General features: G+C 55.4%; 24 protein-coding genes. 19 read left to right on the top strand and 5 right to left on the bottom strand.

Annotation, left to right across the window (positions count from 1 at the left end; translation table 11 throughout):
- Positions 1–6: 6 nt before the first annotated feature.
- The 4 genes from H0S68_RS06805 (at position 7) to H0S68_RS06790 (ending at position 3227) form a co-directional block, all read left to right on the top strand.
- A complete protein-coding gene (locus tag H0S68_RS06805; RefSeq protein ID WP_020825815.1) occupies positions 7–450 on the top strand; it encodes an acetyltransferase in 444 nt (147 codons plus the stop codon).
- Between the two features lie 251 nt (positions 451–701).
- Positions 702–1727 carry a methionine ABC transporter ATP-binding protein gene (locus H0S68_RS06800; RefSeq protein WP_410529256.1) on the top strand — a complete coding sequence of 342 codons (1026 nt, stop codon included), beginning with the start codon at positions 702–704 and terminating at the stop codon, positions 1725–1727.
- Complete coding sequence (locus H0S68_RS06795) at positions 1720–2388, top strand: methionine ABC transporter permease (protein WP_020825813.1); 669 nt, start codon at positions 1720–1722, stop codon at positions 2386–2388. The genes H0S68_RS06800 and H0S68_RS06795 overlap by 8 nt, the downstream gene beginning before the upstream one ends.
- A gap of 17 nt (positions 2389–2405) precedes the next feature.
- The gene (locus H0S68_RS06790; protein WP_020825812.1) at positions 2406–3227 is read left to right on the top strand and encodes a MetQ/NlpA family ABC transporter substrate-binding protein; all 822 of its coding nucleotides are present in this window, start codon (positions 2406–2408) and stop codon (positions 3225–3227) included.
- 51 nt (positions 3228–3278) lie between these two features.
- On the opposite strand, the gene H0S68_RS06785 is transcribed toward H0S68_RS06790, so the two are convergent.
- Positions 3279–3923, bottom strand: a complete 645-nt coding sequence (locus H0S68_RS06785) for a TetR/AcrR family transcriptional regulator (protein ID WP_020825811.1) — start codon at positions 3921–3923, stop codon at positions 3279–3281.
- 175 nt (positions 3924–4098) lie between these two features.
- Here H0S68_RS06785 and bhsA (H0S68_RS06780) point away from each other — a divergent pair, with 175 nt between their 5' ends.
- Together bhsA (H0S68_RS06780) and bhsA (H0S68_RS06775) are read left to right on the top strand one after the other, a co-directional pair.
- Positions 4099–4356 carry a multiple stress resistance protein BhsA gene (bhsA, locus tag H0S68_RS06780; RefSeq protein WP_020825810.1) on the top strand — a complete coding sequence of 86 codons (258 nt, stop codon included), beginning with the start codon at positions 4099–4101 and terminating at the stop codon, positions 4354–4356.
- A 203-nt stretch (positions 4357–4559) separates the two neighbouring features.
- Complete coding sequence (gene bhsA / locus H0S68_RS06775; RefSeq protein WP_020825809.1) at positions 4560–4817, top strand: multiple stress resistance protein BhsA; 258 nt, start codon at positions 4560–4562, stop codon at positions 4815–4817.
- A gap of 63 nt (positions 4818–4880) precedes the next feature.
- On the opposite strand, the gene H0S68_RS06770 is transcribed toward bhsA (H0S68_RS06775), so the two are convergent.
- A complete protein-coding gene (locus tag H0S68_RS06770; protein WP_041414322.1) occupies positions 4881–5804 on the bottom strand; it encodes a bifunctional helix-turn-helix transcriptional regulator/GNAT family N-acetyltransferase in 924 nt (307 codons plus the stop codon).
- Between the two features lie 465 nt (positions 5805–6269).
- Here H0S68_RS06770 and H0S68_RS06765 point away from each other — a divergent pair, with 465 nt between their 5' ends.
- The 5 genes from H0S68_RS06765 to H0S68_RS06745 all read left to right on the top strand — a co-directional run bounded on the left by H0S68_RS06765 (position 6270) and on the right by H0S68_RS06745 (position 10566).
- Positions 6270–6941: a CsgG/HfaB family protein gene (locus H0S68_RS06765; protein WP_020825807.1), complete on the top strand. Its 672-nt coding sequence runs from the start codon at positions 6270–6272 to the stop codon at positions 6939–6941.
- 18 nt (positions 6942–6959) lie between these two features.
- On the top strand, positions 6960–7316 hold the full coding sequence (locus H0S68_RS06760) for a DUF4810 domain-containing protein (protein WP_041414320.1): 357 nt from the start codon (positions 6960–6962) through the stop codon (positions 7314–7316).
- Positions 7313–7972 (top strand): DUF799 domain-containing protein, encoded by a 660-nt coding sequence (locus H0S68_RS06755; RefSeq protein ID WP_020825805.1) that lies wholly within the window; start codon positions 7313–7315, stop codon positions 7970–7972. Before H0S68_RS06760 ends, H0S68_RS06755 begins: the two co-directional genes overlap by 4 nt.
- Positions 7973–8103: 131 nt before the next feature.
- Positions 8104–9594: an alpha-amylase gene (gene amyA, locus H0S68_RS06750; protein WP_046374194.1), complete on the top strand. Its 1491-nt coding sequence runs from the start codon at positions 8104–8106 to the stop codon at positions 9592–9594.
- Between the two features lie 123 nt (positions 9595–9717).
- Positions 9718–10566 carry a PA4780 family RIO1-like protein kinase gene (locus tag H0S68_RS06745; protein WP_020825803.1) on the top strand — a complete coding sequence of 283 codons (849 nt, stop codon included), beginning with the start codon at positions 9718–9720 and terminating at the stop codon, positions 10564–10566.
- 29 nt (positions 10567–10595) lie between these two features.
- On the opposite strand, the gene H0S68_RS06740 is transcribed toward H0S68_RS06745, so the two are convergent.
- A complete protein-coding gene (locus H0S68_RS06740) occupies positions 10596–10814 on the bottom strand; it encodes a hypothetical protein (protein ID WP_041414319.1) in 219 nt (72 codons plus the stop codon).
- A 70-nt stretch (positions 10815–10884) separates the two neighbouring features.
- On the opposite strand from H0S68_RS06740, the gene H0S68_RS06735 reads away from it, so the two are divergent.
- The gene (locus tag H0S68_RS06735) at positions 10885–11697 is read left to right on the top strand and encodes an AraC family transcriptional regulator (RefSeq protein WP_046374195.1); all 813 of its coding nucleotides are present in this window, start codon (positions 10885–10887) and stop codon (positions 11695–11697) included.
- On the opposite strand, the gene H0S68_RS06730 is transcribed toward H0S68_RS06735, so the two are convergent.
- The gene (locus tag H0S68_RS06730; RefSeq protein ID WP_261156774.1) at positions 11694–12287 is read right to left on the bottom strand and encodes a LysE family translocator; all 594 of its coding nucleotides are present in this window, start codon (positions 12285–12287) and stop codon (positions 11694–11696) included. The two genes, H0S68_RS06735 and H0S68_RS06730, sit on opposite strands and share 4 nt — an antisense overlap.
- Positions 12288–12372: 85 nt before the next feature.
- The gene (lsrG, locus tag H0S68_RS06725; protein WP_020825799.1) at positions 12373–12666 is read right to left on the bottom strand and encodes a (4S)-4-hydroxy-5-phosphonooxypentane-2,3-dione isomerase; all 294 of its coding nucleotides are present in this window, start codon (positions 12664–12666) and stop codon (positions 12373–12375) included.
- Positions 12667–12852: 186 nt separating this feature from the next.
- Between lsrG and lsrK the strand changes: the two genes are divergently transcribed.
- From lsrK to H0S68_RS06690, 7 genes are all read left to right on the top strand, one after another.
- A complete protein-coding gene (gene lsrK / locus H0S68_RS06720) occupies positions 12853–14418 on the top strand; it encodes an autoinducer-2 kinase (RefSeq protein WP_371078379.1) in 1566 nt (521 codons plus the stop codon).
- Between the two features lie 235 nt (positions 14419–14653).
- Positions 14654–15838, top strand: a complete 1185-nt coding sequence (locus H0S68_RS06715; protein ID WP_020825797.1) for an MFS transporter — start codon at positions 14654–14656, stop codon at positions 15836–15838.
- Between the two features lie 60 nt (positions 15839–15898).
- Positions 15899–16792: a LysR family transcriptional regulator gene (locus H0S68_RS06710; RefSeq protein ID WP_020825796.1), complete on the top strand. Its 894-nt coding sequence runs from the start codon at positions 15899–15901 to the stop codon at positions 16790–16792.
- A gap of 52 nt (positions 16793–16844) precedes the next feature.
- On the top strand, positions 16845–17306 hold the full coding sequence (locus H0S68_RS06705) for a GNAT family N-acetyltransferase (RefSeq protein WP_020825795.1): 462 nt from the start codon (positions 16845–16847) through the stop codon (positions 17304–17306).
- Between the two features lie 58 nt (positions 17307–17364).
- Positions 17365–17706, top strand: coding sequence for an HNH nuclease YajD (yajD, locus tag H0S68_RS06700; protein WP_020825794.1), 342 nt, complete (start codon positions 17365–17367; stop codon positions 17704–17706).
- A 277-nt stretch (positions 17707–17983) separates the two neighbouring features.
- On the top strand, positions 17984–18619 hold the full coding sequence (locus tag H0S68_RS06695; protein ID WP_020825793.1) for an AAA family ATPase: 636 nt from the start codon (positions 17984–17986) through the stop codon (positions 18617–18619).
- The gene (locus H0S68_RS06690) at positions 18616–18912 is read left to right on the top strand and encodes a hypothetical protein (RefSeq protein WP_020825792.1); all 297 of its coding nucleotides are present in this window, start codon (positions 18616–18618) and stop codon (positions 18910–18912) included. The genes H0S68_RS06695 and H0S68_RS06690 overlap by 4 nt, the downstream gene beginning before the upstream one ends.
- Positions 18913–18933: the final 21 nt, after the last annotated feature.

The following is an 18933-nucleotide window of genomic DNA, read 5'->3' as shown; positions in this document are numbered from 1 at the left end:
GTTACCATGTTCACTATCCGAGCTCGCGCGGCAGAAGACAATGCGCAACTGGTGGAGATTTGGCAGCGTTCGGTACGCGCTACCCACCATTTTCTTACCGAAGAAGACATCGCCAAACTCTATCCGTTGGTGCTGAACGATTACCTGCCTGCGGTCAACGTTTGGGTTGCCGTGGACGGCACCGGCCAGCCCTGCGGTTTTATCGGACTGAGCGGCAACAAAGTGGAAATGCTGTTTATCGATCAGGATCAGCGTGGCAAAGGTGTCGGCAAGGCACTGCTGGAGCATGCGGAAACCTTGCATAACGAGTTACAGCTGGACGTCAATGAACAGAACCCGCAGGCCAGCGGTTTTTACCGCCACTACGGGTTTGAAATCACCGGGCGTTCCGCGCTCGACGGCCAGGGCAACCCTTTCCCGCTGCTGCACATGAAGCTCGCCAAACGCTAACGCCAACCCCTCGGCCATGGTCTGCCCTGGCCGTCGTTTTACCATCACTTCCGCTCATCACTTGATATACCAAATCAGAATAACTAATAGAATTTACATTCTTCCTGTCACTATAAACCCCCGGTAGGATTGGCCCGTATTCACCAGCAACAGAGGTTCCGTCTGCCCTTATCCCAAGAAGCCGATCCCTTTCCGGCGTGACGCGCTCCGGACGGAATTCTGTGATGTATTAAATAAGGATTCGCTTCTCTATGATCGTTCTTTCGAACGTTTGCAAAACTTTTGACAGCGCACAGGGCCGCGTTGTCGCAGTGGATGACGTCAACCTGACGGTCGAGGCCGGGCAAATCTACGGCATCATCGGCTACAGCGGCGCCGGTAAAAGCACGCTGATCCGCTTGCTGAACGGGCTGGAAACGCCCAGCAGCGGCAGCATTCAGGTTGAAGGTTTCGATATCGCCGGAGCCGAAGGCAACGCCTTGCGCCAGGCGCGGTTGAAAATCAGCATGGTGTTCCAACACTTCAACCTGCTGTGGTCACGCACCGTCAGTCAGAACATTGCTTTTTCCATGCAAATCGCCGGCGTGCCCAAAGCACAGATTAAACCGCGAGTGGCGGAGCTGGTCGCACTGGTTGGGCTGCAGGGCCGCGAAGATGCTTATCCGTCGCAGTTGAGCGGCGGACAAAAACAGCGCGTCGGCATCGCCCGCGCGCTGGCCAATAATCCGGGGGTTTTACTGTGCGATGAAGCCACTTCGGCGCTCGACCCTCAAACCACAGACTCGATTCTCGATTTGCTGCTGGGCATCAATCGCAAGCTGAACCTGACCATTGTGCTGATCACCCATGAAATGCACGTCGTGCGCAAAATTTGCCACCGAGTGGCAGTGATGGAAAACGGTCGCATCGTTGAGGAAGGCCCGGTGATTGACGTGTTCACCCGGCCGCAACAGCCGATCACCCAACAGTTCGTCAAACAGGTTTCGCAATATCAGGAAACCGAGGAAAGCTTCAATCCGCTGTTGAGCCAACATCTGTCGGGCGCGATTTTCAAGCTGACGTTTGTCGGCGTGCAGACCCATCAGGCGGTGATTTCTGACGTTATCCTGCGTTACAAGGTAAGTATCAACATTCTGCACGGCAAAATCAGTCAAACCCTGAATGGTTCCTTTGGCGAACTTTACATTCACGTCGAAGGCAACGACCTGCAAATCGACAGCATGCTGAAGCTGTTGAAAGAGCAACAGATCGCCGTTGAGGTCATTAAACATGCTTGAGTCACTGTTCCCTCACCTGCGTCTTGATTCGTTGTTGAACGCCACCTGGGAAACCCTGTATATGACCGGGATCGCCGGTTTGGCGACGCTGGTACTCGGCATCGTCCTCGGGGTGTTGCTGTTCCTGACCTCCCGCGGTCAGCTGCTGCAAAACCGGGCCGTCTATTCGCTGATTTCAGTGCTGGTCAACGTGTTCCGCTCCATTCCTTTCATCATTCTGATCGTGTTGTTGATCCCGTTCACCAAGACGTTGATCGGCACCATTCTGGGCGCCGATGCGGCATTGCCGGCGCTAATCGTCGGCGCGGCACCGTTCTACGCCCGATTGGTCGAGATTGGCCTGCGCGAAGTCGACAAGGGAGTGATTGAGGCGGCGCGATCGATGGGCGCCAAAACCAGCACCATTATCTTCCGCGTGCTGCTGCCGGAATCTTCACCGGCACTGGTTTCAGGCATTACCGTTACCCTGATCGCGCTGGTGAGCTACACCGCGATGGCCGGGGTAATTGGCGCAGGCGGGCTGGGCAATCTGGCCTATCTGGAAGGTTTTCAACGCAACCACGGTGACGTGACGCTGGCCGCAACGCTAACGATTTTATTGATCGTTTTCGTTATCCAGTTCATTGGCGACACCCTTACAACCACGCTCGATAAACGATAAATAACCAGGGAATAATGATGATGAAAAAACAAATTATGATGCTGGCTTTCGCCTCACTGACCGCGTTGGCCTCTTTGGGTGCCTCGGCGGAAACCAAACTGGTGGTCGGCGCATCTAACGTGCCGCACGCGGAAATCCTCGAGCAGGCCAAACCGATTCTGGCGAAGGAAGGCATAGATTTGGTGATCAAACCTTTCCAGGACTACATCCTGCCGAACACCGCGCTGGCCAGCCACGATATTGACGCCAACTATTTCCAACACGTGCCTTACCTGAATTCGGTGCTTAAGGATCATGCCGACGACAAGAGCTACGACTTTGTCAGCGCCGGCGCTATCCATATCGAACCTATCGGTATTTACTCCAAGAAGTACAAAAGCCTGAAGGATTTACCGGACAACGGCAAAATCATCATGCGTGACGCGGTGGCGGAAGAAGGTCGTATTTTGTCGATCTTTGAAAAAGAGGGCGTGATTAAACTGAAGCCGGGCGTGAGCAAGGTGGATGCGCGCATTTCTGACGTGGTGGAAAACCCGAAACACCTGAAGTTCCAGGCCAATGTGGAAGGTGCACTGCTGCCGCAGATGTACAACAACGACGAGGGCGATGCGGTGGTGATTAACGCCAACTACGCCATCGACGCCGGGTTGAACCCGACCAAAGACCCGATTGCGGTGGAAAGCGGCGAAAACAACCCTTATGCCAACATCATCACCGTGCACAAGGCCGACGTGAACAAGCCGGAAATTGTTGCGCTGGTGAAGGTGCTGCACTCCAAGGCGATTCAGGATTTCATCCGCGAAAAATACCAGGGTGCGGTGATCCCGGTTAACCAATAATACCGACCAAGGCCGCAGCGATGCGGCCTTTATTCCTGTCGTGTGCCCTGCTTAGACCTTATTGCCCACCTGACTCAGGCGCGGCCAGACCAGCATCAACGCATCAACCAAACGCAACAAATCTTCACGGCTGGCGCCTTCGCGTGCCTGAGTCGACATGCCCTCAATGGTACAAATGATAAATTTGGCCAGCAGCGCGGTATCGGTTTTCACCAACAGTTCGCCCTGTTCTACCTTGCGGTCGAAGCAAGCCTTCAGGCTGGCCTCCTGCATATGATGCTTTTTGCGCAGCATCTCGGCCACATCACCGGAAGAGGACGATAACGCCGCGGACGCACAAACCATCAGGCAGCCGGACGGTTTTTCCGGATCGGTGAACAGCTGCGCCAGAGAACGCACATAATCCTCGACGATCTCCGCCACCGGCAAATCCTGCTCCAGCCGTTGGTTGATGCACGTGGTGTATTTTTCCAGGTAGCGCTCTACTGCTGCGCGGAACAACCCTTCTTTATTGCCAAACTCCGCATACAGCGTGGGCGCTTTGGCACCGGTCACCTCGACCAGATCGGCCATCGAGGTGGATTCATAACCATGCAGCCAGAACAGATCGAGTGCGCTTTCCAGCGCACGGTCGCGATCAAACTGCTTCGGTCTGCCACGCGTTTTTTTGGCGCAGACTTCTTCATTGATGCTCATAGACCCTCTCTTATCCCGCTCTGCAGCAGGGCTTGCCAATTAAATTAACGGTCATTATAAAAAAATATTGCGCTCTCGTCGAGAAGAGATTACCATTTAGTTATCGATCGTTAAGTAATTAGCGACAACCAATTCAAATACGCCCATTTACGTTGATAAAACAGGAATTAACATCATGAAAAACTTAAAAATGACGCTTGCAGCCCTTGCGCTGGCCTCTGTTTCATTCGGCAGCTTCGCCGCCGATCTGGTTAACAGCCAACCAGCAGATCAGCAGAAAGCTGGGGTGATCACCGTCAGCGGAGCTTCAGACCTCACCGCTCTGGAAGCCGGTTTGGCGGCCAAGGCTGACGCAGCCGGGGCAAAATCGTTCCAGATCGTTGGCGCAGGCGGCAACAACCAACTGCACGGCACCGCATTAATTTATAAATAACAATAAGTTGATTAAATAATGCTGGAGTGGCTACGGCTTTTGGCCTTCCAGCAAAAAGCTGTCAGAAAAAATTAATTAACGAACACTAAAAAAATAGTTGCAAAGCGTCGAACAGGCGTCTAACATTAAATTATCGATCGTTAATTAATTTAACAACCCAACAGACAAAACCGTATACAGAATATAAAGATAGGAATAAGACTATGAAAAACCTGAAAATCACCATCGCAGCCATCGCACTGGCCACCGCTTCATTCGGCAGCTTTGCCGCCGATTTGGTTAACGCTCAACCGGCAGATCTGCAAAAAGCTGGCGTAGTCACCGTCAGCGGTGCATCCGACCTGACCAGCCTGGAAAACAAACTGGCGGCCAAAGCGGATGAAGCAGGCGCTAAATCATTCCAGATTATCTCAACTACCGGCGACAACAAGCTGCACGGTACTGCGATCATCTACAATTAATGGCTGAATCAGCTATTGCGCAAAGAGGCGGCCTTGGGCCGCCTTTTGTTTTATGGATGGTGCTCAGTCGCTTTGCAGATTCTTGAGCAGGTAGATATTGCAGCCGTGGTGGCCGGTATTGCCGCGTCTTTCCGTCAGCAGCGTAAAACCCAGCGCATAATACAATCCCAGCGCCTCTTTCAACTGCTCGGTGGTTTCCAGATAACAGTAGCGGTACCCCGCTGCCCGCGCCGCTTTCAGCGCCTGCACCACCATGTAACGCGCCATGCCTAACCCGCGCACGCTGGGTTTGAAAAACAGTTTTTGCAGCTCGCAGTAACCGACGTCACCGCCCGCCAAAGGGGCAATGCCGACGCCCCCCACTACCTGGCCTTCCTGTTCCAGCACCCAATATTTTCCGCCGTTATCCTGGTAAACGCCGGTCAGGCGATCCAAATCGGGATCGTGCAGACTAACGCCTTCCATTTTATCCATGCCGTACTCGCGGAATACGTTGCAAATAATCCCCGCCATCGCGGCATCATCATCCTGGGTTATCGGACGAACCCGCAAAGCGGCGTCACGCTGCTTACGTGCGTTACGTAATGCCGAGGTCATCTTTTTCATCGCGGCCGTAGTGGCAGCCAACTCATCATCGTCCAACTGCGCCAATGCATCCTGCATAAAACCATCGGCATTGGTGTCTATCGCCGCCAGCGTTTTACGGCCCAAACGGGTCAGTTGATTCAGGTTGTGGCGTTTATCGTGCGGATAATCCACCGCTTCAATCATGCCTGCGGCAACCAGGCTACGCACCGCCCGGCTGGCACTGGCCTTATCGATACACAACCGGGTGGCCAGTTCGGTCACGCCCAGGGGTAGCGTGCTGATCTCAATCAGAATATGGATCTGTAATGGTGAAAAACGGCTGCCGTTACTCTGTTTATTCAGCATGCCCAGTTCTCTGACCAGGTTGCGCGACAATGCCCTGAAATCTCTGATGTTCACAATCAATGTCCCCGTTGGTACCAGCGCTAAAACACTTCACTTAGTTGATAGTGTTACCTAATATTCATTACCATAACGGATTTTTAAACGGCGTGAAATCTCAACCTGACGAGACACCTGCAGCAATCTGTCGCCTCACACAGAATTACATTCTTTACTGAATTAAATTTACAAAATAAAAAGCCACAAAATATATATTTTACAAATAATAAACCCATCAAAAACCGGATAATTCAGCAAACCAGATAAAATACGAATGATATCCTTACACAATCCATTGTATTTGAATGAGTTATTTAATCCCCAATAGCGCCAATTATGTCGATATTCAGTTGTATTTTGTTACATATCCATGGCAGGATTGCCCCGTTTAAATAGCACCTGTTATTTCCCCTGCCGTTTAAATTCCTGGCGCAAAACGGTCTGTCTTGCGCGCTTTTATAATCATGGAGAGATTGTATTCCGATGAAAAAATCACTCGTTGTCTGCTCAGTCGCCCTTTCCGTCAGCCTGCTGGCAGGCTGTGCTACTGAATCCTCGCGCTCTCTGGAAGTGCCTAAAGTGGCGTCCTACAACACCAGCTACCAGGGGCAGCGCAGCCCTATCTCCGTCGGCAAGTTCGATAACCGCTCCAGCTATATGAACGGCATCTTCTCCGATGGCGTCGATCGTCTGGGCAACCAGTCAAAAACCATCCTGATCACCCATCTGCAGCAAACCGGCCGCTTCAACGTGCTTGATCGCGCCAATATGGATGAGTTGAAAACTGAAGCCGGCATTAAAGGCCAAACCCAGACGCTGAAAGGCGCCAACTACGTGATCACCGGTGACGTGACCGAATTCGGCCGTAAAGAAGTGGGCGATCACCAGCTGTGGGGCATTCTGGGACGCGGTAAAACGCAGGTGGCCTATGCCAAGGTCAATTTGAATGTGGTCAACGTACAGACCTCAGAAGTGGTTTACTCCACCCAGGGTGCCGGCGAGTACCAACTATCCAACCGTGAAATCATCGGCTTCGGCGGCACCGCCAGCTACGATTCCACCCTCAACGGCAAAGTGTTGGATCTGGCCGTACGCGAAGCGGTCAATAACCTGGTTGCCGGTATCGAAAGTGGCGCATGGCGCCCTGCTAACTAACGGAATAGAAGCAGCAATATGATAACTAAAAAAATGGGTGGGGCGCTGTTCGCAGCGACCCTGCTGGCCGGCTGCGCCGCGCCAAAAACGCTCTACAACTGGGATGGCTATCAAACTTCGATTTACCAATATTACCAACAGGATGGCCAAAGCCCTGAACAACAGATTTTGACGCTAAAAGAAATTGCCGAAAAATCTCGCGCCAAGAATAAAGCCGTGCCGCCGGGCCTGCATGCACAACTGGGGTTGCTGTACAGCAAAACCGGCAATACCGGCCAGGCCATGACCGAGTTCAATACAGAGAAAACGCTGTTCCCGGAATCAGCGCCGTTTATGAATTTCCTGATGGCTAAGGATAAGGGGAGCTTTAAATGAAACGTGCATTAGGTTTCTTCAGCGTCGCCGTTACCCTGCTGTTGAGCGGCTGCGCCAAACAAGCACCTTACGATTATGCAGCCTTCCACGAGAGCAAGCCGAAATCCATCCTGGTGCTCCCCCCTGTCAATCAGTCGCCGGATGTCAAAGCCAGCCATAGCGTCCTTGCCAGCACCACGCTGCCGTTGGCGGAAGCCGGTTACTATGTGCTGCCGGTCGCCGTGGTCGAAGAGACTTTTCAGCAAAACGGCCTGACCAACGCCAACGATATCCGTGCGGTCAGTATCCAAAAGCTGCATAAGATCTTCGGTGCCGACGCTGTGTTGTACCTGGATGTCACACAATACGGCACCAGCTATATCGTTATTAACAGCGAAACGCGCGTTACCGTGAAAGCCAGGTTGGTCGATTTGCGCAACGGCAAGCAACTTTGGGCCGGCAGTGCTACCGCCTCCAGCAACGAAAATAACAACAACTCCAGCGGCGGTCTGCTGGGTATGGTAATCAGCGCCGCCATCGCGCAAATTGCCGATACCATCAGTGACAAGGGGTTCGATGTTGGTGCCATCGCCAATACCCGCTTGTTGTCAGCAAACGGCCAGAACGGCGCCATTTTGTATGGCCCGCGCTCACCGCATTACGCCAGCCAACGCTAACCTCCAAGGGCGGCAGATCCGGCCGCCCAAACCTGGTTTCCCTTTTGCCAAAAGTAGCCCATGCTGTAACAGTGATGGGGTGAGCTACCGCTCATCTTGCACCTCCTTTTGGCAAACAGGACGGCTTGCTCATGACGAAAAAAACCACGTTGCTGCAGTTTTTCCATTGGTATTACCCCGATGGCGGTAAGTTATGGCAGGAAGCCGCCGAACGCGCCGAGCAAATTGCCGGAATCGGCATCACCGACCTGTGGCTTCCCCCTGCCTATAAAGGCGCTTCCGGCGGCTATTCGGTAGGTTACGACAGCTATGATCTGTTCGATCTCGGGGAGTTCGATCAAAAAGGCAGTCGCGCCACCAAATATGGTGATAAAGAGGCGTTGGCCCTTGCCGCCAACCGGCTACGCGACAACGGCGTAAGGGTCATTTACGACGTGGTGTTTAACCATAAGCTCGGCGCCGACGAAAAAGAGCAGGTGCACGTATACAAAGCGGATGCCAACAATCGCAATGACATCAACGATCAGGGTTTTGACGCCCTGGCCTACACCCGCTTCACCTTTCCAGGGCGGCAAGGTACCTATTCCAAATTCATTTGGGACTACAAATGCTTCGGCGGAGTGGATTACGTAGAACAGCCCGATGAAAAAGGCGTTTTCAAAATCGCCAATGATTACGGCGACGACGGCTGGAACGATCAGGTCGGCGACGAGAAAGGCAACTACGATTACCTGATGGGCGCCGACGTTGAGTTTCGCAACCCCGCCGTGACGGAGGAGCTGAAATACTGGGCTCGCTGGCTGATGGAGACTCTGCCCTGCGACGGTTTCCGGCTGGACGCCGCCAAACACATCCCGGCCTGGTTCTTTAAAGAGTGGGCTGATCATGTGCGTGACAGCGCGCAGCGCGATCTGTTTATCGTCGCCGAATATTGGTCGCACGATCTGGCAGCGTTACAACAGTATATTGACCTGGTCGAGGGCAAAGTGATGCTGTTCGACGTAGCCTTGCACCTGAAGTTTCATCAGGCATCCAAGCAGGGGGACGGGTTCGATATGGCGCAGATTTTCACCGACACCCTGACCGCCGCCGATCCGGCCCATTCGGTCACGCTGGTCGCTAACCACGACACCCAGCCGCTGCAATCGCTGGAAGCTCCGGTCGAACCCTGGTTCAAACCGCTGGCCTATGCTCTGATCCTGCTGCGCGAACAAGGCGTACCCTGCGTGTTCTATCCCGATCTGTACGGTGCCAGCTATAAGGATAAAGGCAGTGACGGCCAGGAATACCAAATTGATATGCCGGTGATCCCGGAATTGGAAAAGTTGATCCAGGCGCGTCAACGCTTTGCCAACGGCGTGCAAACCGATTATTTTGATGATAAAAACTGCGTCGCTTTCACCCGCAGCGGCACCGCCGATGCCCCTGGCTGCGTGGTGGTGCTCACCAACGGAGCTGAAAGCGGCAAAGCGGTTTCGCTGGGCGATGCTCTGGCACATAAAAGCTGGCGTGATCTGCTCGGCAACCGTCAGGATGAGGTCATCACCGACGAACTGGGGCAGGCAACTTTCCCGGTTAACGGCGGCAGCGTAAGCGTTTGGGTGTTGGCGGAAACCCTGTAGCGGGTGCGCCGTTGCGGCCATGTGTCACAACGGCGGCAAACTATTTTTTGCCTTTCAGGTCTAAATTGGGGTAACACCTTAGCAAACCATTCACACCGGAGCCTAAATAGGGTACAAGGCTGCATGAAAATTCCAAAACGACTCCAGCCATTGGTAGATGATGGTTTAATTGACGACGTCATCCGCCGTTTGAAAAGTGGCAAAGAAGCCGACGTCTTTATCGTGCGCTGCGGCGAAGAGATCCGCTGCGCCAAAGTCTACAAAGAAGCAGAAAAACGTAACTTCAAGCAGGCCGTGAACTATCAGGAAGGGCGCAAAGTGCGCAACAGCCGTGATGCGCGCGCCATGAGCAAAGGCTCTAAATTCGGCCGCCAGCAGCAGGAAGAAGCCTGGCAGAACACCGAGGTCGATGCGCTGAACCTGCTCGCCAAAGCGGGCGTTCGCGTGCCGCAGCCGGATATCTGTCTGGATGGCGTACTGCTGATGGAACTGATCACCGACGAAGAAGGCCTGGTAGCGCCGCGCTTGAGCGATGTTACCCTGACGCCGGAACAGGCACGGGCCGATCACGCATTGATGATGAACTACGCGGTACGCATGCTGTGTGCCGGGCTGGTGCATGGCGACCTGTCGGAATTCAACGTGCTGATGGACAAAAACGGGCCGGTGATTATCGATCTGCCGCAGGTGGTGGATGCCGCCGCCAACAACCACGCCAAAAGCATGTTCGAACGTGATATCAACAACATGTCGCAGTTTTACGGTCAGTACGCGCCAGAACTGCTCGGCAGCAAATATGCCAAAGAGATTTGGGCGCTGTACCAGGAAGGTAATCTGACCCCGGCGAGCGTGCTGACCGGCAAGTTTGTCGAGAGCAACAAACGCGCCGATGTCGGTTCCGTCCTGGAAGAGATCCAGGCGGCCAGCGAAGAGCACCAACGCCAACTGATGGCCCGCAACGAAGAAGATTAATCCTCCGGCCCTTTTTATCGGGCCGGGGTTTATTCGATCCTGACGACGTCAGGATGGCGTTCCGTCGCGGCTTCGTGGTAAATGTCCCCCAGATAGCCGGCTATCTCGCTTTCGGTCAATTCATCCGGCAACACGATGTCGTAACTGCGCGCATACTTGCGCTCCGGCAACGTCACGCGAAACAGCTGCCACTGCCCCCCTGCCCGTTTGACCCCCAGCAGGCGGCCGAACACATTAAAAATCATCACCCGCATTCCCTCCCCGGCGCGTTTTAGGCTATAACACAAGCTAGCCCCGCCGCATCGAAAAGGAAAGACAATGACCGCTAATGCGCCGCAGTTCTGGCGTGATCCGCAGCTCCCCTTCGTGGAAGCCCGCGCCATTGAAGATGGCCGTAAGGTTTGTTACGCCCTGCACAGCCATGAAATCTTTTCCATCGGCGCCATCACCGACGGCACCAGTATTTATATTAACGGCAGCCAAGCGTTGCAGGTCAGCACCGGCGATGTGGTGATCATCAATCCGCAGCAGGCCCACGCCTGTAACCCCATCGGCGACCAGCGCTGGTCATACATCATGTTTTATATCGATGCCGCCTGGCTGGGTAAATTGCAGCAAGAAATCGTCGGCGGCGACGGCCGTTTTATCCCCTTCACTCAGGTGCTCAGCCGTGACCCCGAACTGTTTGGTGGCCTGAACCGGCTGTATGAGCTACTGATCGACCCACTGCGCTGCCATTTGGAAAAACAGATCGCTCTGGTGGAATACTTCAGCGATTTGCAGACCTCTTTGGGGAATACGCCAGTTACCCCTTACGAGCACCCAAGATTGGCGGCGGCGGCAGCCTTTATCAACGCGCATTGCACCCAACCGCTCACGCTGGAGGCCATCTGCCAGGCGGCAGCGCTTTCGCCCTCATACCTGATACGCGCCTTTAAACAGCGTTACGGCATGACGCCGCATGCTTATCTGGTTAACCAACGCATTCAATTCGGTCACCGGTTGCTGAAACGCGGTTATCCGATCGCCGCAGCGGCCAGCGAAAGCGGTTTTGCCGATCAGGCGCACTTTCAGCGCACCTTCAAACTGTTGCTGGCCGCCACCCCCGGCCAGTACCAAAACCCACGCTAAATGCCGTCGGCCAACAGATAGCAGGCGCTGGCTGCCAACAGCAGCGCCATCAAGCGATTAAAACGCCGTACGTTGCGTGCCTGCCGCAGCAGGCCGGTCAACATCGCGCCGGTGTAAGCCCAGCAGGCCACCGAGGCATAACAGATCACAAAGTAAATTACCGCGAACTGCCACAGCAGCAGGCGATCGCCATCGGCAACAAACGCTCCCAGACTGGCCACCGACGCCAGCCAGGCCTTGGGGTTCAGCCACTGCAACAGCGCGCCGTACCAGAAAGAAGGGGCTTGCGGTTGACTACCCTGCCCCAAGCGGCCGTCGTCAAACGCCAGTTGATACGCCATAAACAACAAAAACGCGATGCCCGCCCACTGGATAACCTGCGTCAGCACCGGCCACAGCGCCAACAGCGTGTTCAGCCCCAGACCTAGCAGGATCAACAGCAGAGTAAACCCCAGCGTGGCGCCCGAAACATGGCGCAGAGTGGCGTTGAAACCGAATTGTGCCCCCGCGCTCAGGGCAACGATATTGACCGGACCGGGGGTGATGGAAGCGGCCAGCGCAAACGCAGCCATGGAAAGATAGATATTCATTAAAGGCACCTGAGAAAGAATTCACAGATGCCAGACTGACGGCTTGGCTTGTCACTGTATTGAACAGAATTACCCTACGCCGGCGCTAACCCGGCATCAGGCCGATAAAGCTGGTTTTCTTGCGTGGGCCGGTCATCAGCGCTTCCAGTTTCTCCACGCATTGCAGATAGTGCGGCGTCTTTTTGTGAGCGGCGACCGCCTGCTCGTCCCGATAGGCCTCATAAATATAAAACCGCGTCGGGATGGATTCATCTTGCAATACGTCAAAACGCAGGTTGCCCGGCTCTTCTATCGCCCCCAGGTGATTGGCGCGAAAGACCTCAATAAACTCGTCGATTTTGTCCTGTTTAACGTTAATTTCTACCAGTGTGACGTGCATGGCGACTCCTTGTTAAACCTCGAAGGTCAATGTTCTTTCCAACCATAGGTTTAATCCCACAGATTGCCCCTCCGCAAGGGCAATTTTGCTGCCTGGCTCACAAATCCCGCCAGGCCTGTCGCTTCCCCCACCGGGGCGAACAGTACGGCATCTATAGTTAAGGTTCCTCCCCAGAGAGTGTGAGCTATGGATAACTATTTGATGGCGCTGGATGCAGGCACCGGCAGCGTTCGCGCGGTAATCTTCGATCTGGCGGGTAACCAGATCGCTCAGGGCCAGGCGGAATGGCGGCATTTGGCCGTGCCGGGCGTGCCCGGTTCCATGGAGTTTGACCTCAGCCACAACTGGCAGCTGACCTGCCAATGTATCCGCCAGGCGCTGCAAAACGCCGGTCTCTCTGGCCAGGCCATCCGTTCCGTGGCCTGCTGCTCCATGCGTGAAGGCATCGTACTCTACGATCGCGACGGCGTGCCGATCTGGGCCTGCGCCAACGTTGATGCCCGTGCCAGCCAGGAAGTCAGCGAACTGAAAGAGTTGCATAACCATAATTTTGAGCGCGAGGTTTACCAGTATTCAGGCCAAACGCTGGCGTTGAGCGCCATGCCGCGCCTGCTGTGGCTGGCGCATCACCGGCCGGACATTTACCGTCAGGCGGCAACGCTGACCATGATCAGCGACTGGCTGGCAAATATGCTCAGCGGTGAACTGGCGGTAGATCCCTCCAACGCCGGTACCACCGGCATGCTCGACTTGGTCAACCGCGACTGGCGTCCGGCGCTGCTCGATATGGCCGGACTGCGTGCCGATATGCTGTCGCCGGTGAAAGAGACCGGCTGTGTGCTGGGACACATCACCGAACAGGCGGCACAGCAAAGCGGCTTACTGCGCGGCACACCGGTCGTGATGGGCGGCGGCGATGTGCAACTGGGCAGCCTGGGGCTGGGGGTGGTGCATGCCGGGCAGACAGCCGTGCTGGGCGGCACCTTCTGGCAACAGATCGTCAATCTGCCGGAACCGGCCACCGATCCGGAGATGAACATTCGCATCAACCCACACGTGATCCCCGGCATGGCACAAGCGGAGTCGATAAGTTTCTTCACCGGGTTGACCATGCGCTGGTTCCGCGACGCCTTCTGTGCCGAAGAGAAGCTGCTGGCGGAACGGCTGGGTGTCGATGCCTACAGCCTGCTGGAAGAGATGGCGGCGCGCGTGCCGCCTGGGGCCTACGGCGTGATGCCGATATTTTCCGACGCCATGCATTTCAAGACCTGGTACCACGCCGCGCCGTCGTTTATTAACCTGTCGCTCGACCCGGAACGCTGCAATAAGCAGACCCTGTTCCGTGCGCTGGAAGAAAATGCCGCCATTGTGTCGGCCTGCAATCTGGAACAAATCGCCAGCTTCTCCGGCGTGCAGGCCCGTTCGCTGGTGTTCGCCGGCGGCGGCTCGAAGGGCAAGCTGTGGAGCCAAATCCTTAGCGACGTTACCGGCCTGACGGTGCGTGTACCGGTGGTGAAAGAAGCCACCGCGCTGGGTTGCGCAATTGCCGCTGGGGTGGGGGCGGGACTGTATGAATCGTTGGCGCAAACCGGGGAAAAGCTGGTGCGTTGGGAGCGAGAATATCAGCCGGATATGGCCAACCATGAGCTGTACCGACAGCAAAAAGAAACCTGGCGTCAGGTGTATGCCGATCAGCTCACCCTGGTCGATCACGGCCTGACCACCTCGATGTGGAAAGCGCCGGGCTTGTAATACACGACCGGGTGCAGCCTGCTGCACCCATCGCATAAGCTTATACCAATTAAACATTTAGCCAGCCTGATGGCCGATAGCCCATGCCAGACTGGCCGCGCGCGATTATTCCCCCTCAGAAACAGTGTAACCACCGCAAACGGATTTATCCGCCGCAGAGGCCTGCGTAAATTGTGATCTCTGTCACTCCGCGCCTACCGCGCGGTTTACGCATCCACCTGGGACGAGCGGTACTATGCTGAATAATAATGAGAAACCTGCACCATCACCCTGGCTGGCGATCTTCTCGCTGACCGTCGCCTGCTTTGTGATGGTTACCACCGAATTTCTACCGATTGGCCTGCTGACCAATATCGCCCCATCGCTGGACGTCAGCACCGGCAAAGCCGGACTGATGGTGACCGTGCCCGGTATCGTCGCGGCAATCGCCGCCCCTGCCCTCAGTCTGGCGGCCGGTCGGCTCGATCGTCGTCTGCTGATGCTGGCATTGAGCGTGCTATTGACGGTTTCCAACCTGGTCTCCGCACTGGCGGTAAACTTCCCCATGATGTTGCTGGGCCGCGTGCTGCTGGGCATTTGCGTCGGCGGTTTTTGGGCCTTTGCCGCCAACTACGGCCGCCATCTGGTGCCGGAAGCCAGCCAGGGCCGGGCCACTGCGCTTATCCTGAGCGGCATTTCGGTCGGTGCCGTTTGCGGCGTCCCTGCCGGTGCGTTGATTGGAGACCTGTTCGGCTGGCGCGCCGCTTTCTTTGGCAGCGCGGTGCTGGCGGTCGGGGTGTTATTGGCACAGCTGCGCCTGCTGACATCGGTACCCCCCACCCGGCCGGTTACGCCACGCGATCTGCTGTTGCCGCTGCGTCTGCCGATGGCGCGTACCGGGCTTATTGCCATCGTGCTGCTGTTTATCGGCCATTTTGCCGCCTACACCTACCTGAAACCGCTGCTGCAGCAGGTATTCGTCCTCAGCCCGTCGGCGATTTCGCTGCAATTGTTAGCCTATGGTGCCATTGGCCTGCTCGGAACCTTTTTGGGCGAGAGGCTGGCCGAACGCAGCCTGCGCGCCACCTTTATCCTGATTGCCGCCATGTTGGCCGCCATCCTGATTGTGTCGCCGTTCCTCAGCGGCATCGCCGGGGCTACGCTGATGGTGATGGTATGGGGGTTGGCGTTCGGCGCCGTGCCGGTGTGCGCTACCAACTGGATGTTCGCTGCGGTACCGCAGGCCCCGGAGGCCGGCCAGGCACTGTTGGTCTGCGTGATCCAGATTGCCCTGGCCTCCGGCGCGCTGCTGGGTGGAGAAGTGGTTGACTGGCAGGGCGTCAGCAGCGCCATGTTGTTCGGTGGCGCACTGACCCTGTCCGCCGCGCTGGTATTCGGCCTGACCTTGCGCTCCGGCATGATTAGCGCTAAACAGTCATAATCATTATTTACTGGCAGAAACACTCCCCGGCTTGCCGCCGGGGTTTGCACTGAGAGCGCTATGGATCATCATTTACTCGCTATCCGGGTGTTTAACCGCGTGGTGGAAACCGGCGGCTTCACCCGTGCCGCGGACTCGTTGCGGATGCCCAAAGCCACCGTCACCAAGCTGATCCAGAGCCTGGAAGATCACCTGCAAACCAAGCTGTTCAAGCGCACCACCCGCAGCGTGTCGGTAACGCCCGAAGGCGAATGCTACTACCAACGAACGGTTAAATGGCTGGCAGAGCTGGAGCAAATGGAAGGCAGCATGACCGAGTCGCAGAGTGCGCCGCAGGGCGTGCTGCGCATCGACGTTGGCGGTGCCACCGCTCGCCAGCTGCTGTTGCCGGCGCTGCCGGACTTTATTGCCCGCTATCCGCAAATACAGATTGATCTGGGCGTGGGGGATCGACTCATCGACCTGATCAACGACAGCGCTGACTGCGTGATCCGCAGCGGTCCGCTGGCCGACTCCAGCCTGATTGCCCGCCGGTTGTTCGAGCTTGAATGGGTAACCTGCGCAACCCCGGCCTATCTGGCTCATTACGGTACGCCGCAGCATCCCTGCGATCTGGAACTGGGGTATCCGCTGGCACACTATCGTCATGCGTTGAACGATCGCATCCTGCCGCTGCACTTTGTCGATCGGGGCAAAGAAATCGATATCCAGCACCGCTATCACGTCAGCGTCAACGAAAGCAATGCGCTGCTGGCGGCGGCGCTGGCCGGATTGGGTATCATCCAAACCTTCCGTTTTATGGCACAACCGCATCTGGACAGCGGTGAGTTGGTCAGCCTGCTGCACGACTGGCAACCACCGGCTGAGCAGATGTATGTGGTGTACCCTTCCAACCGCCATCTGAGCGCCAAAATGCGGGTATTTATCGATTGGGCGATCGAGACCTTCAAATAGGCGAAAATCGTCGCTATAGTTGTCTGCCCTTGGGCAAAAAATGAACCGAATCATGCGTATCGAACGACTTTCTGCGCATCGCCAGCGCATTGGTGAACTGGCCGCTTTACTGCATCAGGAGTGGCAGGACTTCCCCCCGTGGAGCTGCCGAGAGAAAATCAGCCAGCGCCTGGAACAGCGCTGTGAACCACAGCACCCCGGGCTGGCGCTGTTGGCTCTGTCGCCGCAACAACAGATCCTCGGAACCGCCAGCCTGATCGTTTACGAACTGGCAGATAAGCCAGAGCGCAAGTTCTGGCTGGGGGAAGTCTTTACCCATCCACAACACCGCGGCCAGGGCGTGGCTAGCGAACTGATCGCCCAGTGCATTGCCCACTGCCGACGGGAACAGATCACCGCGCTGTATCTTTACACGCCCGACCAACAACCGCTTTATCAGAAACTGGGCTGGCAACCTGTTGAGCAACGTGAAGTTTGTGGCGAAACCGTCACGGTGATGTGCCGCACGCTGTAAGCCGGCGCTTTGTGGTATTATTTTACGTATTATTATTATCACCCGACGGGCATACACCATGGCATATATCCCAAAAAACTACGCGAGGCTGGAGACTGGCTACCGCGAAAAAGCGCTGAAAATCTTTCCCTGGGTCTGCGGACGCTGCTCGCGTGAGTTTGTGTACTCCAACCTGCGCGAACTGACGGTTCACCATATCGATCACGACCACAGCAACAACCCGGAAGACGGCAGCAACTGGGAAATGCTGTGCCTGTATTGTCACGACCATGAGCATTCAAAATACACCGAAGCCGATCAGTATGGCTCAACGGTTGTTGCCGGTGAAGATGCGCAAAAAGACGTCGGTCTCGCGACCCATAACCCGTTCGCCAACCTGAAGTCGATGTTGAAAAAGTAGCGTTCTGGCAGCCTCATCATTAGCAGCTTAATAACTTATTAAGCTGCTAAATTAAAAAAATCCTTCCGCTTGTCCCCCCTTCCCAGAACATTCCTACTTACCCGCTGACTACGTTACCAGCAAAATAGGCTGTAAAGTTAACCGCATACTGGCTTGGCAAGCCGCCGACATTGGTGCATATTGTTCAGGCTCTGTTGTAGTTAACCTGTTTAGTTATCAACCTAATAAGCATATTAACTTAATAAGTTACCAGCTTAATAACTTGAGAGATGGCAGCATGATTGTTTTGATTGGCTCGCAAAAGGGTGGCGTAGGGAAATCGACCAAGGCGGTCAATATCGCCGGATATCTGATCCTCAAGCAGGGAAAAACGGCCATCATCGTCGATGCCGACGATCAGAAATCAATCATGACCTGGTATAACGATCGCCAAAATGTTGAAGGTCTGCCGCATATTCCGGTGGTTGCCGCCTCGGGTAAAATCAAAGAGACGCTGCTGGAGCTGGATCGCCATTACGACTATGTGATTGTCGACACCGCCGGCCGCGACAGCGCCGAACTGCGCTCGGGCCTGTTGGCCGCCGATCTGTTCCTTTCTCCGCTGCGCCCGTCGCAGATGGATCTGGATACCGTCGGGTATCTGTCTGAAATGTTCGCCACGGCGCAAGAATATAACGAGAAGGTGAAAGGCTACATCGTGCTGAACATGTGCCCGACCAACATCTTCATTAATGAAGCCAACGAAGCGGCGCAGGTATTAAGCGAATACCCGGAACTGACGCTGGTCAGTAACCGCCTGTGCGACCGCAAGATTTACCGCGACGCTTGGGGCGAGGCGATTACCGTGCATGAGGCGCATAACGAAAAAGCGCAGGCGGAAATCGAAAGCCTGGTGAAGGAGGTGATCCTGTGAAAAAACGCACCCCAACCCACCGCATGTCGGAAGACGAATTTATCAATAGCGCCACGTCGCACACTTTGCTGGTTCCCGCCCCCGAAGCCAAGCCGCAGGGTCGCAAACGCACTTACAAAGCCATTTCAGTCAGCCTGACCGATAATCACGTCGACGCCATCGATGAAATCATTGTGCAGGCGGCGCGTAACGGCGTGGTGCGCATTACCCGCTCCGATATCATCAAGCTGGCGATTGACGGCCTGGCGGAGAAGAGCGAAGAACATCTGATGCAACTGCTGAAAAAGCTGTAATAGCCTCTTAACCTGCCAACT

The organism is Serratia sp. AXJ-M (assembly GCF_046531865.1).
GTDB lineage: Bacteria > Pseudomonadota > Gammaproteobacteria > Enterobacterales > Enterobacteriaceae > Serratia > Serratia liquefaciens.
Note: the sequence above shows the minus strand (reverse complement) of the source record. Positions and strands in the feature narration are given on the sequence as shown.